Origin of the sequence: Zhongshania aliphaticivorans, from assembly GCF_001586255.1 — a bacterium.
Taxonomy (GTDB): domain Bacteria; phylum Pseudomonadota; class Gammaproteobacteria; order Pseudomonadales; family Spongiibacteraceae; genus Spongiibacter; species Spongiibacter aliphaticivorans.
Map to the genome: position 1 here is coordinate 536,797 of NZ_CP014544.1, position 15,892 is coordinate 552,688.

Consider the following 15,892-nt stretch of genomic DNA (forward strand, 5'->3'; position numbering starts at 1 on the left):
TTTGAGAATGAAAGTGCTTCACGTGGATTACGAGCGCCTGCGCAGCTATGGCGCTAACCGGATTAGCTGGGCCGAGAAGATGAAATACGGCTTAATCCGCAATAATCACTATGTGCGCAGTTTTTCCGATCGCGATGTCGCGGCGTTTGAGTCGCCTCTAGGTATTCGCGAGCTGGGCAAAAAGGCTGCTAATAGGCGGTTTCTTGAGGTTGTAGAACACAATGATCCCGACCTTATTATTATTGGGCACAGCGATATTATCACTGTAGACAGTCTTAAATTGGTGCGCCAGCGTCGCCCCGAGTGCGTATTGATTCACTGCAATTGCGATCCCTTATTTGTGCCCAATAACAGCAAGCGCATTGCTGCTTTTGCGGGGGTGGTGGACGCGGTATTTGTCACTACTGGCCTGCGTGATTTGCGACGTTACGCTGGCTTGGGTGCACGGCTTTACTATATTCCCAATCCGGTAGAGCCCACGGTTGAAGTTTTAGATAACTCCGTTAAAACCGATTTGCCCATCGATCTGTTGTTTTGCAGTAATGCCACAAAATTCACTAAGCGTTTGGAAATGGTTAAAGCTATTAAAGACGCTGTAGACGGTGAAATGAATTTTAAAACCTACGGTAGTTTTGGTGAGGCTCCAGTGTGGGGGCGGGATTACGATCTTGCTTTGTCAAAGACAAAAATGGCGCTTAATTTAAACCGCCAGGAAGGCGATCACTGGTATACCTCAGACCGTATGTCTCAGCTTGGTGGTAACGGGGTGCTGCAATTCGCTCACAGCAGCGGCAATTTTTCGGAATACGTGCCGCCGGAAACCTTGGTGTATTTTGATGACCAAGAAGATTTAATTGCTAAGATTCGGGAATTTCATCACGACGATGCTAAGCGCCAAGATTGGGCCGCGCGGGCGCGCACTTTTTTCCAGCAGGAATTAAATTCGACCTTGTACTCACGCTATATTGTTGAGGCAACGATGGTTCAGCCCTTTAGTCACGACTATGTTTGGGCGCGGAACATCAACCCCGACGGTAGCGACAAGGCATGATTGCACTCAAGGCCTTAAAGCCGTTTGCCGCGGGTGGTAATCGCTGGTGCTATGTTGATCCGAGTGATTCCGCGCGGTGTATTAAAGTGCGACGCCCCGATTTTAGTATCGCGGAGCGGCGCCGTAGTAAGGGCTTCCCGAAAAACTTAAAGCCCCTGTCGAGCTTCGACGATAATCTCGATGAATTCAAGGTTATGGCGAGCCTCGAGCGCCACTATGATGACAAGATTTTTGCGCATATCAGTCGCTGCTTTGGTTTTGTTGACACCGATATGGGCAGGGGGCTGTGTTCGGAGTTGATTCGTGACAGCGGCGGAGAGGTCTCGCTATCGCTAAAGCAGTACCTTTGGGAAAATGACTATGATGATGATTGTCGCAATGCGGTGAATGCCTTGTGTGAGCATTGGTTGGCATACCGCGTGCCTTCGCGGGATTTGATTTTGCACAATGTTGTGGTGCAGCGTGATGTTAGCGTGCCTGATGCGCCACAAATACAGCGTTTAGTGGTGATTGACGGCGTTGGTAGTGCCGGTGTCATTCCAGGCCATGCAATGCCTGGGTTTATGCAAATAAAGAAAGCTCAGCGCAAAGTGGCCAATATCCACCAGCGTATTGACGACCTGCTCAGCGATAAAGCCCAGGGCAAAGGCCCAGGAATGCATGGCTTTTTATTTCATAGCGGGCAAGAGTAGCTGATGTGGTTAGGTTTAGTTTGCTACCCGTTGCTCGGCTACGTATCCCAGTAATTTTTTTGCTATCTGGGGCCACTGTAATTCAGTTTGCGCACGCTGCAACGCTCTTTGTCCCATGCTTGCCAAGGCTTGCTGGTCGCCAAGCATTTTGTTGATGTTCAGATAAATATCGTCCTCGCTGTCGCCATCACACAGTAATCCGGTTTGACCGTCGATCACGGCGTCGCCAGCACCGCCGACACGTCCGGCCAAGCTGGGTAGGCCGAGCATGGCGGCTTCTATATAGACAATTCCAAAACCTTCAACCGAATCGCCAACCGCGCGGCAGGGCATGGCAAAAACATCGGCTTTTTGTAGTAGCGCTGATCGCTCGCCGTCGCTCACTCTTCCGCAGAATTTAACGTTAGCACCGAGGCCGAGTTCTTTAACGCGGGCAACGAGACTATCTTGCAGGGGGCCGCTGCCCGCGATCAGATATAGCGCATTGGGGTACTCCGCAAGCAGCTTGGGCATGATCTCAATGATTTTGTCCTGCCCTTTTCGGGCTTCTATGCGGCCCACGGTGATTAAAATAGGGGTGTGTTCGCCAAGCCAGCTTTTGGCTTTTGCCTGCTCATGACTATTGGCTTGAATTGGCGGATTTACGCCCGGATGCAATGTGTGAAGTCGCGTAAAATCAGGGGTGTAGGGCTTTGCTCTTTGGGCTGTAAACGCTGAATTAGCTAAAATTAAATCTGCTCTCGCCAAGGTTTTGGTGATGCGCTGGTGCTTTTTGGCTTCGAGCTGGGCAGGAAACTCCATGCCATGAGCAATACAAATACAGTAGGTATTGGTTAATTTCTCGGTATTGAGGAGTTCCAAGCTTTTCCAGCTATCGCAAATTAATATGGGTTGATTCAGCTTTTTGAGCTGAGAAGAAACTTTATGGGCTTTGCGGTAGCGGCGCAGGATCTTGGGGCCGCTTAGTCGTTTCACTGAAAATGCTAGTTCATTGTCAAAAGGGTCTTGGCCATCTACTGTTGGTGCGTCGCAAATAACGTGCACGGTATTGCCGAGCTGGTGCAGCGCTAGGGCAAGTTCATGCATGTAATTTTGAATGCCACCAGCGGCGGGGGGGTAGTTTTGGGTGCTAATAATAATATTGTGGCTTGGCATTACGCTGAAATCCAGTTCGGGGTGCTGGTTTATGTGGTTAAGCCATTGTATTCAGTTTGGCCGGCTTGCTGCGTTCTATTCTATTTTAAATGTTACAATAGTCGCCAAATTGAGGTCGAGATGATGGCCAATTAAGCGCTGGGTGAATATAAACGGACGCTTGGAATCATACAAGGCGCTGCTGTCCCTTTGAAATTTTACTTAATGGGCGTGACTAGCCGCTTGTCGAGGGTGGATTGCGCTCGGCTTGGGGCTGATGAAAGGCGAAGAAAGAGGGTTACATGCAAAAAAAATGCATATGCTGGGTGATAAGCCTTAATCCCACGTCGGAAAATTCCCAAAAGCTGCTTGCCGACTTGCAGTCTCAGGGGGTTAGTGCGGATATTTTTCCGGCGATCGATGGCCGAGTGGGTATGCCTGCTTTAGAAGGTGACGAGCAAATTCTTGGCAATTTGGCGATGGTGCGTCATGGTAAGTGCTTAACGGCGAGTGAGTTAGGGTGTTATTTGTCGCATTTGCGGGCGATAAAATCGGCTTATCGTGACGGTCATGACTACGTCTGCGTCATTGAGGACGATGTTGTTATTGAAGATCGTTTTGGCGATGTGTATCGCTCGGTGCTTGATAAAGGCCTGGACATGGTTCGATTGATGTCGCTGCGAATTCGTAAACGAACCGTACTTGAACACCTTATTGGCGAGCACCGCTTGGTTCGCCCCGAGCGCGGTGGGCTGGGAACGCAGGCCTATGTTTTGAATCGCGCTGGCATGAAAAAATTTATTGATTATGCTCAGAACATATATGAGCCCGTTGATAAAGTATTTGACCACTTTTTCCTGTTTGATCTAAATGTTTTCGCTGTTGAGCCTCATGTTGCCTACGAGTTAGTTCACGAAACCAGTGTGGCTAAGTCGTCAAATACCGCTACCGAGAAGCCTCTGCTATGGCATCGCGTGGTATTTCATCCGGTGAAACTGTGGTTTAGCCTGCGTCGGCATTTCTATCGATTTCGCCATTGGCAAGACTTTCGTGATGCGGTAATGCCAGAGCATAAGGTCGGTAGAACAGAGCGCGCGCGTTAATTTTAAAGTGCTGCCTTAATAAACTGAATTATCTTCTGGGCACTGATATTTTTTGGGTTTTTTTAAATATGAAATGTTTAGTCACCGGCGGTGCCGGTTTTATCGGCAGCGCCGTAGTTCGCCATATTTTGTCCGACACCGATGCCGCCGTGGTTAATGTGGATGTGCTTACTTATGCGGGTAATCTAGAGTCACTGCCCGGCGTGGAAGGTTCTGGCCGTTACGCCTTTGCCCAAGTTGATATTTGCGACGCAGCAGCCATGAGCGCCGTTTTTGCCAAGCACCAACCCGATGTTGTGATGCACCTGGCCGCTGAAAGTCATGTCGACCGCTCCATCGACGGCCCCGGCGCCTTTATTCAAACCAATGTGGTGGGCACTTACACTATGTTGGAAGCGGCCCGCGCCTACTGGCAAGGACTAGAGGGCGACAAAAAGGCCGCGTTCCGTTTCCATCATATCTCCACCGATGAGGTCTATGGTGACCTTCACGGCACCACCGACTTGTTTACGGAAACCACGTCCTACGAGCCCAGCTCGCCCTACTCGGCCAGTAAGGCCAGCTCCGACCATTTGGTAAGAGCCTGGGGGCGCACCTTTGGCCTGCCTATCGTGGTGACTAATTGCTCCAATAATTACGGCCCCTACCATTTCCCCGAGAAACTGGTGCCCCATATTATTCTTAACGCCTTGCACGGCAAACCGTTGCCGGTCTATGGCGATGGCAGCCAAATCCGCGATTGGCTGTATGTCGAAGACCACGCCCGCGCTCTGTTTAAAGTGGTTCGCGAAGGTAAGCTTGGCGAGACCTACAATATTGGTGGCCACAATGAAAAGTGCAATATTGAGGTGGTGGAAACCATCTGCGAACTGCTGGAAGAACTCGCTCCCGAGAATGCCAATTCCCGCGCCAGCGGCAAAGGTTTTAAAGACTTAATCACCTTTGTTAAAGACCGGCCCGGTCACGATGCCCGCTACGCGATTGATGCCAGCAAGATTCAGCGCGACTTGGGTTGGGTGCCAGAAGAGACCTTTGAATCGGGTATTCGCAAAACCGTGCAATGGTACTTAGATAACCCCCAGTGGTGGCAGCGGGTATTGTCGGGAGACTATAAGCTGGATCGGATAGGCGACGCGGGCTGAGCGCTTGAAAACAGCTGAACGCTGGAGGGGAGGCGGGAGACGCAAAAGCTAGCCTCCTTGCCTGCGCAGGGGCGGGGGCCGACTACGCCGGAGCGACGGGGTCATACCTGCGGAGGCAGGTATCCATGTGAGCGCAGCGAATGTCGTTGGGTGCTAAATACGAGATGCGAGGTACAAGGCCAAGGTATAGACTCCTGCCTGCGCAGGAGTGACTTAATTTGTCGTCATACCTGCGCGTCATCCCTGCGGAGGCAGGGACAGGTATCCACGTGAGCGCAGCGAATGCCGTTAGGTGGTAAATGCGAGACGCGAGGTACAAGGCCAAGGTATAGGCTCCTGCCTGCGCAGGAGTGACTTAATTTATTGTCATACCTGCGCGTCATCCCTGCGGAGGCAGGGACAGGTATACACCTGAGCGCAGCGAATGCCGTTGGGTGGTAAATGCGAGGCGCGAGGTACAAGGCCAAGGTATAGACTCCTGCCTGCGCAGGAGTGACTTAAGTTGTTGTCATACCTGCGAAGGCAGGTATCCATTGAACGCAGTGACAGCGTTGAGTCGCCAGCTCAGTGCTTAGGCGAAACTAAATTCATATTGGGCCTGATGTTTGTGACATCAGGCCGGTAAGGGAAACACCATGACCAAGAAATACAAAGGCATTATCCTCGCTGGTGGCTCTGGCACGCGCTTACACCCCATTACCATGGGTTGCTCCAAGCAGTTACTGCCAATTTACGATAAACCAATGATCTATTATCCACTGTCAGTGCTGATGCTGTCGGGTATCAAAGATATTTTAGTTATCTCTACGCCCACTGATTTGCCGGGCTTTCAGCGCCTATTGGGCGATGGCAGCCAGTTTGGTACGAATATCTCTTATGCCGAGCAGCCCAGCCCCGACGGTTTGGCCCAGGCTTTCACCATTGGCGCTGAGTTCATTGGCAACGACAATGTCAGCTTGGTCTTAGGCGACAATATCTTCTACGGTCAGCGATTCTCAGACAATCTTAAAAGTGCCGTTGCCAAAGAGTCCGGAGCAACAGTCTTTGGCTACCACGTCACCGACCCAGAGCGCTTTGGGGTGGTTGAGTTTGACGAAGCTGGCAAGGCGATCAGCATTGAAGAAAAGCCCATCAAGCCGAAATCGCCCTACGCAGTAACAGGCCTGTATTTTTACGACAACGACGTGATCGAGATTGCGCGCAATATCAAGCCCTCGCCGCGAGACGAACTAGAGATTACCGATGTGAATCTTGCCTACCTCCAGCGCGGCGATCTCAGTGTTGAAGTGCTGGGTCGCGGTTTTGCCTGGTTGGACACCGGCACCCACGATTCCTTAATTGATGCGGGACAGTTTGTGCAGACTGTTGAGCATCGCCAAGGCCTCAAAGTTGCCTGCCTAGAAGAGATCGCCTACCGACAGGGTTGGATTAGCACCGAACAATTGTTGCAGCAGGGTGAGGCTCTTAAAAAGACCGGCTATGGCGAGTATTTGTTGCGGGTTGCCGCGGGGTATAAATGAACGTCATTCCAACCCAACTCAAAGATTGCGTGATTATCGAACCTAAAGTGTTTGGTGATCATCGGGGCTTTTTCTTAGAAACCTTTCAGGCAGATCGCTACCGCGACATGGCGGGTATCAGTCTGCCCTTTGTGCAAGACAATCACTCCCGTTCGGCCAAAGGTGTCTTGCGTGGTCTACACTTTCAAAAGACCAAGCCCCAGGGCAAATTGGTGCGGGTGGTCAGCGGTGAGGTGTATGACGTGGCCGTGGATATTCGCCCCGACTCCCCCAGCTTTGGTCAGTGGGAAGGCGTAATCCTCTCGGAAGAAAATAAACGTCAATTGTGGGTGCCGCCGGGTTTTGCCCACGGCTTTGTGGTGCTCAGCGACACCGCTGACTTTGAATACAAATGCACCGACTATTACGACCCCAGTGACGAAGGCAGCCTGATTTGGAATGATCCGGCGATGGCGATCACCTGGCCGCTAAAAAATCCTACCCTGTCGGATAAAGACAGCAAGGCCCCCACCTTTGCCGAGCTGTTTCAGCAATGAGTGCGCAGATCGCAATGCACCTGCTGGTGACCGGCGCCAATGGCCAGCTAGGCCAATGCTTGGCGGACCAGCTCAAGACGCAGAACATTGCCCACACCCTGCTGAGTCGTCAAGACGCCGATATTAACGACACCGTGGTACTGGAAAAAATCATCGCGGATAAAGGCGTTACCGCCATTATCAACGCGGCGGCCTATACCGCAGTCGATAAAGCCGAGTCTGAGCCAGACTTGGCGAGGCGAGTGAATGTTGACGGCCCCACTGCGCTGGCCAAACTCAGTGCGCGATTTGATATCCCCTTATTGCATGTTTCTACGGACTACGTGTTCGATGGTAATCAGCAAACGCCTTACGTCGAAACGGATGCAACCGGCCCAACGGGGGTCTATGGCCAAACCAAACTCGACGGCGAGTTGGCCATACAGCGCCATGCGACAAAATACATTATTATGCGTACCGCCTGGGTGTTTAGTGAATATGGCAATAACTTCTTAAAGACCATGCTGCGACTGGCAAAGGAGCGGGACACGCTCGGCGTGGTTGCCGACCAAGTGGGTTGCCCGACTTATGCTGGGGATATCGCGCAGGCATTAATCAGTGTTGCTCGGCAATTGCACGAGGCCGAAGAGCAAAATCTACCAGAAGCGCGCTACGGTATTTATCACTATGCCGGCGACGAGGCGGTGAGCTGGCACGGCTTTGCCATGGCGATATTTGAGGAGGCTCATCAGCAGGGTGCGTTAGTCAAAATACCGGTGGTGAATGCCATTGCAACGCAAGATTACCCAACGCCAGCGAAGCGGCCTGCGTATTCGGTGTTGAGTACAGTTAAACTTAGCCATGATTACGGAGTAGATGCGAGCGATTGGTGTAAGGCCATTGCGCATATTGTCTGTAAGGCTGGGATGTAATGAAGCATATTTTTTCCATGGCAATCTATAGGGCCTAATAATGCAGGATCTCTCTACAGAACTAAGCTTGGTTACGGTGACATATAATAGCGCCAAGGTTTTAGGTGGGCATATCGATTCTCTGCGTAGCTCAGCAACAGGACCTTTACCCAAGTGGTTTATTGTTGATAATGCCAGTACAGATGATACTGATAGCTTGCTGAGCACATACGGCCAAGACGTAGAGTTAATAAAGAACTCAGAAAATCTCGGGTTTGGTAGCGCGTGCAATATTGGCATCGCCGCAAGCAACACGCGTTATGTCTTGATTTTAAACCCAGATACTGAGCTGTCGGAGTCGGCGATACAACAATTGCTCGTCGAGATGAAGTCGCGCGATGCCGCAATCGCTGGTCCCGCTCTAGACCCAAGCGACGACCGTAGCGTGGAGGCAGTAGATTGGCTGGTCGGTGCAGTGTTGCTATTTGATACCGAGAAAATGGATTCAGTGGGTTATTTTGATGAGCAGTTTTTCCTCTATGAGGAAGATGTCGATATTTGTAAGTGCGCTAATAATGCCGGTTTGAAAGTTGTACATTGCCGTAATGTTAGTATTCCTCATGTCGGTGCGGGGTCCACAGAGCGCACAAGCACCGTGAATGAGTTTATTCACTTCCATAAAGGTCGGTCATTTGTTTTGTATGCGAGAAAGCATAACTTGCCTCCAAGTGTGGTTGAAAAATATATTGGCGATAACCGTCGTCGAAAATTTATTGCGCTACTGACCTTTGGTCGAGGTCGTTATTTGCGTGCCCGCGCCAAACTTAAAGGTGTGGCATCAGTTTTGTTAGAAATGAACGGCTGTGAGTAAAAAATTGCATAGAAGGTGTGGGTGGTTAGAGGGCTTGGCTTTTGTAGTCTTAGTCGTCTAAATGCTTTCTAGGCCAGTTTTTCTGCGCGCGTACTTGCCGTAATTTGGCCGGGAGAAGGTGTAATGAAAGTCCTATTTACTTTAGGAGTTTATCAAGAAGATCGGCCAGAACGATGGGCGGCGAAGCACGGTGTTTTTTTTGCGTTGGCGAATTCGCTTACTAAGCTTGGTCATGAGATTTTGTTTTACTGTAATAAGAAGTCGGTCAAATCAAGATTTGTTACTTCTAAATATAAATACTACTTCGAAGGCGAAGATATTTTTTCGGAAGTTCTTCTGAAGAACGGCATTCAGTGTGTTGTTGTTTGGGGTGGGCGTACCGATGCTGACGACAAACTAAGAAGAAGTTGTCCTGAAAATATAAAATTAATATATGCAGAGGCTGGCTGGTTTCCTCAGGCTGGCACCTGCTATTTTAGTGAATTCGGTACTAATGCTAATGCCCAGTTTTTAAAGGAAGGGCTTCAAGATCACCATTTTAACGCCGCAAGTTTTGCGCGAGCTAGAAGAAAAGTGCTGGGGGCGTCTATTGGCTATTTTCGATGTTTGAAATTGCCAAATTTTTATGAAGTCAAAAAATTTGATTCGACAAAGCCTATATTTCTACCTTTGCAAGATGAAGGCGATACGAACATTGTGCTTTCCTCGCCAGTGAAGAGCATGGCACTTTTTATATCTAAATTTGCGGAGCAATACCCACAAGTGAGTTTTATTGCACGTCCGCATCCGCGGGCAAGCTATTCGAGTTTGCCAGCTCATGATAATGTAACGTATCAGAGTTCAGCCGTTGATCCGTACACTGATTTTGATCGTTACGGGGGGGTAGTTGGGATTAACTCAACAATGCTTCTGCAGTACGCGTTACTTGGTTTGCCGGTGGCCGGTGTGGGTAAGGGAGTTGCTACAGGGAGTGGGGCATACTTCGACCTTGAATACGACCAATTGCCTAGCCAACTTGATGACATTGTGTACGACGTTCATTCGTCGGCAAAATTTTTCGATTATATGCTGAGAAATAAGCAGTTAGCGGTTAGAAATCTAATGAATACTCGCTATGTCAGTAAATCATATTTAATGGGTATGTTTGAATAATAATGGGTGTCTAATGAGATTTGATTTTTGGTTTCGGCGCTATTTGCTTGGGTCTCGTTTGAAAAAAAAGAGGACCCCTATTATTGGGCTTAGTAGTAGCGCGCGTATACAAGAGAAAACTCGAATATTTATCGGTAAGGGTGCTGGTTTTTTTGAGCTTGGCGCTCGCTCTGAATTACGGCGTTTGGTTGATATTCAGGTTGGCGGCGGATTTTCCCTCGGCGAAAACTCTGTGGTTGGGGTTGGTTCCTTCATTGAGGCTTTTGGAACGGTTCGCATCGGCGATCGAGTGCTAATGGGCCCTCATGTTAAAATATTTTCCAGTACCCACGAATACGGTGTGCCCGGGGCTTTGCACAGACCGTTGGTCAAAGGGGATATTAGTATTGGGAACGATGTGTGGGTCGGAGCGGGCGCAGTTATAGCAACAAACGTGACGATAGGCGAGAATTCAGTGATTGGTGCTAATGCATTCGTTAATTCAGATGTGCCAAGTAATTGTGTAGTGGCTGGCTCTCCGGCTAAGGTTGTAAAAAGGCTCTAGTTGTTTGCTATGAGTGTATAATGCTCCTTCTAATTTAAGTATGGTGCTTTGCGCTGAATTATAAATAGTGGCCGGTTTTTATACTTAGGCTATAGTGGGGCAGCCTTGATGTCATGTGCATATTTTGCTTCATAGCTCCGAATCTACAAGCGGGATGTCACGTTTGGATTTGAGTCGCCACATGCCAAATGATTAAGCTCGTCATAAGATCTCTTTTTTCGATTTAATTTGGGCCTGGTGGTATACAGAGGCAGCAGTTTTTTATGGCTATTTGGATTCGGATGTTTAAATGAACGTGACGCGAATATTGCGAGTGAAATTTTTGGTCCCTGCTAAAATGTGTTTGTCCGGGTCCACCGTAGATCGTTGTGGACCACAAGCGTGTTAAGCGCCCCTCCTAAGATATCTGTAGCGATGTGCACGTTTAATGGCGAGCGCTTTGTGGCGGAGCAATTGGATTCTATTTTAAATCAGACATATGAGAATATTGAGCTGGTAGTTGTAGATGACGTATCAACCGACGGCACATTGCGGTTGCTTGATGAGTATGCTGCGCGCGATGGGCGTATCCGTGTGATTCGTAATAGCGAGAATATTGGTTTTGTACGGAACTTTGAAAAAGCGATGGGGGCATGTAGTGGCGAATTCATTGCATTGGCAGATCAAGACGATATCTGGTTCCCCGAAAAAATTGAAACGCTATACAGTGAAATTGGTGAAAACTGGCTAATTTACTCCGAGGTTAGCCCTGTCGATTTTGAAGGCAATCTTTTGGATATCAGCTTTCCAAATGTTAATCGTCTTGAAGGTCGTTGTCCGCTGGCGCTAATGCTAAATAATTGTGTTACCGGTCACGCAAGTTTAATAAGGCGGGAGTTATTACATCTTGCAATGCCGGCAATGAGTGAAATGCCCTTTCACGATCAATGGCTAGCGATAGTCGCTGCGTCGCGAGGCAAGCTCAAGGCGAGTAATAAGGTTTTGTCTTTCTATCGACAGCACGAGAATAATGCGGTCTGGAAAACGAAATCTAAACGAACCGAGGCTAAGTACCTAAAGACCTTGCGAGATGTGGAGCGGGTGTGCGAGTTTATTCGCACCGTATTGGCAGCAAATATCTTGATCGGACGCGATCAGGACTTGCTTGAAGAGTTTTATGTCTACTATTCACGTTACGATCGCGTTTTTTATAATTTTAAGCTTCGCCTTTTTCTTAAAAAGCACGGAGATACTTTTCTTGCTCTATTTTTACAGCAAGAAAAATACCGTCGCAGGATTTGCCGCGGCAAGTGGTATTTTATATTTTTGGCGTTTTGGTGATAAAACGTAAGGAGTTTTTTAAATAATATTTTTCGACAATTCTAGTATTCATAAGTGAGTGAGATTGGTTTTCTTTGCTTTATTTCCAATTCAAAGTCTGGGCGTAAACCGGTTGTTAGGGCAGTGGTGCTACCATTTCTTCGTTGAGGTCTGATTTTCCATTTTGTTGCGAGATTGTGGAGATGACTGGATTTAAGTTTTCATAGGATTGTTGCTTTCTGGTAGCGGATCGAACAGTCAAATTAGTTAGGGAGTTTCGACTGCTATATGAATTGTATTGTTTGTAACGGAAAGTCAAGATACTTTTTTTCTAAGCGGTATACCGATCCGTATATAGTAAAATTAATGACTGATATTGGTGATGTGCATTATTGTCGATGTGATAGTTGTGGATTTGTCATATCTCGAACTCATGTTGAAATGTCGGATGAGGTGTGGGGAGAGCTAAACTACCAGTTTCACCATTTTCATGAAAGAGCAGGGTTTGATGGCGAGATTAACCAGCCTCCGTATCTAGAGCAAGCTGCGATGTTGGCTATACTAAGTAAAAGTAATATTGTTGATGCTAGCAGCATGTTGGATTATGCAGCCGGGTATGGCAGTTTAAGTCATTTGTTAAATAAGTATTTTGGTATGAGTTTGCCGAAATATGATCCTTATGTGAATAAAGGCGGCGATCGTCCCTATTTGAAAGATGAAGAGTTGGGAACTTATAAAACGGTGATCAATTCTGCAATGTTTGAACATGTAAGAAGCCGAGATGATTTAGATCGGGTGCACTCGCTCGTTACGAGCGATGGCTGCATGATTGTTCACACTCTTGTGTGTGAGCGTGTACCAAGCGACCCAGATTGGTTTTATTTGCGTCCTCCTGTTCACACTGCATTTCATACAAATAAGAGCATGGAAATATTGATGGCCCAGTGGGGGTTTAAATCGTCACTATATTGTCCGCAAAGTAAGTGCTGGGTGTTGCTTCGGGATGATGTAAGTCATGTTGAGCGGCTGGTTGCGGATATGAATCTAGAGCTACAGTGCCAGTGGTTTCATTGCAAAAATGGGTTTGTCGATTTTTGGAAAGGATTTTAGGTATTCGCATAGCAGTTAGGCAAAAGTGATACAACCTGATTCGGAATTTTTCCTTTTGCTATCGTTTGACTGAAACAATTTTATTTAAGCAATATGTCGACATAGGTTAGAGAAATGCCCGATAAGCCAATTTTTGTTACGCAACCATTTTTGCCCCCGCTAGATGAGTATGTGCCGTATCTGGAAGAAATATGGGACAGTAAGATACTGACGAATGGAGGGCAGATGCATCAGCGCTTCGAGCGTGCTTTGTGTGAGCATTTGGGCGTTGAGCATATTTCTTTGTTCAATAATGGCACCATCGCCCTTCTTGCAGCGCTGCAAGAATTGCGTGTTACCGGCGAGGTTATTACTACTCCCTATTCTTTTGTGGCAACCAGTCACTCGCTTTTATGGAAAGGAGCAAAGCCGGTATTTGTTGATATTGATCCCGTTAGTTTGAATCTTGATCCTCAAAAAATCGAAGCGGCCATCACGCCGCAAACTACAGCTATCATGCCGGTGCATTGTTATGGCAATCCATGTGATACGGACGCTATTAAGGCAATAGCAGATTTATATAATTTAAAAGTTATATATGACTCTGCACATGCTTTTGGTGTTGAGGATCGAGCGGGTAGTATCTTGAACCATGGTGACCTAAGTGTGCTCAGTTTTCATGCAACAAAGGTGTTTACAACCTTTGAAGGTGGCGCTGTTATTTGTCCGGATGCCAAGTCTAAGAGGCGCCTAGACTATATAAAGAATTTTGGCTTTCAGAACGAGGTCTCAGTGGTTGCTCCCGGGATCAACGGGAAGTTGAGCGAGGTAAACGCCGCTATGGGTTTGCTGCAATTAAAATATTTCGATCAGATTATTAAGCGTCGAAAGGATATTGATGCCTATTATCGACGTGGTCTGGCGGGTGTCAGTGGTATTGCCATACCAAGCCGCGAACGACAAGTAGTGGATAATTACGCGTATTTCCCCATTTTGATTGAAAGTGATTTCGGCATGTCCCGAGATGAACTATACGAATTGATGCTAAGTGATGATATTTATACTCGTCGCTATTTTTATCCGCTTATTAGCGAATTTCCGATGTACCGAGGATTGCCATCGGCTTCGTCAAATAACCTCCCCGTGGCAAGTTCGGTGTCCAGGAAAATTTTGTGTTTGCCAATTTACCCGGCGCTGGAGAACGCTGATGTTCAGCGCGTTGTTGATGTAATAAGGAAAGTTTGAAATGGGAATTTTGTCGAAAGAGCAGATCAAAGAGATGGGCTTTGCGCGTGTTGGTGATAACGTCGCACTATCTGATAAGGCCTCTTATTATAATTGCGGAAAAATTACTATTGGCAATAACGTCAGAATCGACGATTTCTGTGTTCTGTCTGCCGGTGAGGGCGGCATAATGATCGGCAATTATTGTCATTTCGCTGTTTTCACCTCAATGATCGGCGCGGGCAAGATATCCTTTGGAGATTTTGGCGGCACGTCGTCAAGAGTAAGTATCTATAGTAGTAGTGACGATTATAGTGGCGAGTATTTAGTTGGGCCCCAGGTTCCTTCAGAGTTCAGCAATGTGCATCACGCTGATGTATGCATTGGTCGTCATGTAATTTTTGGTGCGGGTTCAGTCGTGTTGCCCGGAGTGGTAGTAGAAGATGGTGCTTCCGTGGGTGCGCTTAGTTTAGTAACGAAAAGTCTGAGTTCTTTTGGTTCGTACTTTGGGGTGCCGGCGCGAAAGATTGGTGCGCGATCACGGCAGTGCCTAGAGAAAGAGCAAGCATTGATGGCATCTTTGCAGATATGAGCTTTAGGGTGTTGACGAGTTTTTTTTATAAGTGTCCCAAGCATCATTGGGTGAAGTAAATGCGCGCTAAGCCTAAATATATTATTGTAACTCCAGATTACGACGACACGTCTGGTGGACGTATTGCGCTGCACAAGCTGTGTCATGAATTGAATCAGCTGGGCGCGACGGCGGTCATTTGGCCAGATAAGTGGGTGCAGCGTAAGAAGGCATATAGCCTTCTGAAACAATTTCGCCTGAACCTAAAGGACGCAATCCGTGGTGTGTCATTTTCTTGTCATCCCGACCTCAATACACCGTTAGCGAAGCTTTGGGGGGTGGGGGCGCGAGATATTGTTGTATATCCAGAAGTGGTTGCGGGGAACCCCTTAGGTAATCGCAATGTGGTGCGTTGGCTTTTGCATAGACCAGGCTTTCATACCGGTATTGTCGATTACAATGATGGGGATCTTTTTTTTAAGTATGCTGATTTTGCTGATGACCCAGTTGTAACAGGTGGGAAGGCTGAACGACTTTTTGTTTTTTCGGTAAACGACGTTTATCGAAATCATGGTTTAGCTGAGCGGAAAGGAGCCTGCTACCTTGTTCGTAAGGGCGAAGGTGTCGAAATTGACGCTCGCCTAGCGGGTGCCACTAAAATTGACGGGCTGCCTCATCCTGAGGTTGCGGAGATTTTTAATCGCTGTGAAGTCTTTTACTCCTTTGACGACGCTAGCATGTATTCCTGTTACGCCGCGATGTGTGGCTGCACGAGCGTAGTGTTGCCAAAACATTATGCCTCGCGTGAAGAATGGGTGGCGAAGAACCCTGCATTGCAGTTAGGGGTTGCCTACGGTGAAGAAGATGTCGCGCATGCTCGTGCTACCCAGGACCGGGTGCGTGGGCACCTTAATGCGATGGAAAATGAATCCCTTGCATCGGTGAAACGCTTCGTCGAGCTTACACAGCGTTATTTTGCCTAGAGCGGTTTGCGCTGCTTGGCGGCGGAGTGAGCTCATGGTCCCGCTGATTTCGCGGCCCAATCTGTAGGCCGGCTTGCTTGTCCTTGGCAAT

16 protein-coding genes are annotated in these 15,892 nt (G+C 48.0%); 15 read left to right on the forward strand and 1 reads right to left on the reverse strand.

What is annotated here, in order from left to right; all coding sequences use genetic code 11:
- The first annotated feature begins 7 nt into the window (after nt 1-7).
- Both AZF00_RS02375 and AZF00_RS02380 read left to right on the forward strand, forming a co-directional pair.
- Nucleotides 8-1,051: a glycosyltransferase family protein gene (locus AZF00_RS02375; RefSeq protein WP_062382964.1), complete on the forward strand. Its 1,044-nt coding sequence runs from the start codon at nt 8-10 to the stop codon at nt 1,049-1,051.
- Nucleotides 1,048-1,743 (forward strand): YrbL family protein, encoded by a 696-nt coding sequence (locus AZF00_RS02380; protein WP_062382967.1) that lies wholly within the window; start codon nt 1,048-1,050, stop codon nt 1,741-1,743. The genes AZF00_RS02375 and AZF00_RS02380 overlap by 4 nt, the downstream gene beginning before the upstream one ends.
- A gap of 15 nt (nt 1,744-1,758) precedes the next feature.
- Here AZF00_RS02380 and AZF00_RS02385 read toward each other — a convergent pair whose 3' ends face one another.
- Nucleotides 1,759-2,898 (reverse strand): glycosyltransferase family 4 protein, encoded by a 1,140-nt coding sequence (locus AZF00_RS02385; RefSeq protein WP_062382969.1) that lies wholly within the window; start codon nt 2,896-2,898, stop codon nt 1,759-1,761.
- Between the two features lie 281 nt (nt 2,899-3,179).
- On the opposite strand from AZF00_RS02385, the gene AZF00_RS02390 reads away from it, so the two are divergent.
- From AZF00_RS02390 to AZF00_RS02450, 13 genes are all read left to right on the forward strand, one after another.
- Nucleotides 3,180-3,980 carry a glycosyltransferase family 25 protein gene (locus tag AZF00_RS02390; RefSeq protein ID WP_062382971.1) on the forward strand — a complete coding sequence of 267 codons (801 nt, stop codon included), beginning with the start codon at nt 3,180-3,182 and terminating at the stop codon, nt 3,978-3,980.
- A gap of 68 nt (nt 3,981-4,048) precedes the next feature.
- Nucleotides 4,049-5,122: a dTDP-glucose 4,6-dehydratase gene (gene rfbB / locus AZF00_RS02395; protein ID WP_062382973.1), complete on the forward strand. Its 1,074-nt coding sequence runs from the start codon at nt 4,049-4,051 to the stop codon at nt 5,120-5,122.
- A 635-nt stretch (nt 5,123-5,757) separates the two neighbouring features.
- The gene (gene rfbA, locus AZF00_RS02400) at nt 5,758-6,642 is read left to right on the forward strand and encodes a glucose-1-phosphate thymidylyltransferase RfbA (protein WP_062382976.1); all 885 of its coding nucleotides are present in this window, start codon (nt 5,758-5,760) and stop codon (nt 6,640-6,642) included.
- Complete coding sequence (gene rfbC / locus AZF00_RS02405; protein ID WP_062382978.1) at nt 6,639-7,178, forward strand: dTDP-4-dehydrorhamnose 3,5-epimerase; 540 nt, start codon at nt 6,639-6,641, stop codon at nt 7,176-7,178. Before rfbA ends, rfbC begins: the two co-directional genes overlap by 4 nt.
- Nucleotides 7,175-8,089 (forward strand): dTDP-4-dehydrorhamnose reductase, encoded by a 915-nt coding sequence (gene rfbD, locus AZF00_RS02410; protein ID WP_082793643.1) that lies wholly within the window; start codon nt 7,175-7,177, stop codon nt 8,087-8,089. The genes rfbC and rfbD overlap by 4 nt, the downstream gene beginning before the upstream one ends.
- 40 nt (nt 8,090-8,129) lie before the next feature.
- Complete coding sequence (locus AZF00_RS02415) at nt 8,130-8,939, forward strand: glycosyltransferase family 2 protein (RefSeq protein WP_062382980.1); 810 nt, start codon at nt 8,130-8,132, stop codon at nt 8,937-8,939.
- Between the two features lie 123 nt (nt 8,940-9,062).
- Complete coding sequence (locus AZF00_RS02420) at nt 9,063-10,091, forward strand: hypothetical protein (RefSeq protein ID WP_062382982.1); 1,029 nt, start codon at nt 9,063-9,065, stop codon at nt 10,089-10,091.
- 13 nt (nt 10,092-10,104) lie between these two features.
- Nucleotides 10,105-10,635, forward strand: a complete 531-nt coding sequence (locus tag AZF00_RS02425; protein ID WP_062382984.1) for an acyltransferase — start codon at nt 10,105-10,107, stop codon at nt 10,633-10,635.
- A 381-nt stretch (nt 10,636-11,016) separates the two neighbouring features.
- Nucleotides 11,017-11,955, forward strand: a complete 939-nt coding sequence (locus AZF00_RS02430; protein WP_156474835.1) for a glycosyltransferase family 2 protein — start codon at nt 11,017-11,019, stop codon at nt 11,953-11,955.
- A 345-nt stretch (nt 11,956-12,300) separates the two neighbouring features.
- Nucleotides 12,301-13,044 carry a methyltransferase domain-containing protein gene (locus AZF00_RS02435; RefSeq protein WP_197465707.1) on the forward strand — a complete coding sequence of 248 codons (744 nt, stop codon included), beginning with the start codon at nt 12,301-12,303 and terminating at the stop codon, nt 13,042-13,044.
- A 114-nt stretch (nt 13,045-13,158) separates the two neighbouring features.
- The gene (locus AZF00_RS02440) at nt 13,159-14,268 is read left to right on the forward strand and encodes a DegT/DnrJ/EryC1/StrS family aminotransferase (protein WP_062382992.1); all 1,110 of its coding nucleotides are present in this window, start codon (nt 13,159-13,161) and stop codon (nt 14,266-14,268) included.
- 1 nt (nt 14,269) lies between these two features.
- On the forward strand, nt 14,270-14,839 hold the full coding sequence (locus AZF00_RS02445; protein WP_062382997.1) for an acyltransferase: 570 nt from the start codon (nt 14,270-14,272) through the stop codon (nt 14,837-14,839).
- Nucleotides 14,840-14,898: 59 nt separating this feature from the next.
- Complete coding sequence (locus AZF00_RS02450; protein ID WP_062383000.1) at nt 14,899-15,801, forward strand: hypothetical protein; 903 nt, start codon at nt 14,899-14,901, stop codon at nt 15,799-15,801.
- Nucleotides 15,802-15,892 lie beyond the last annotated feature (91 nt).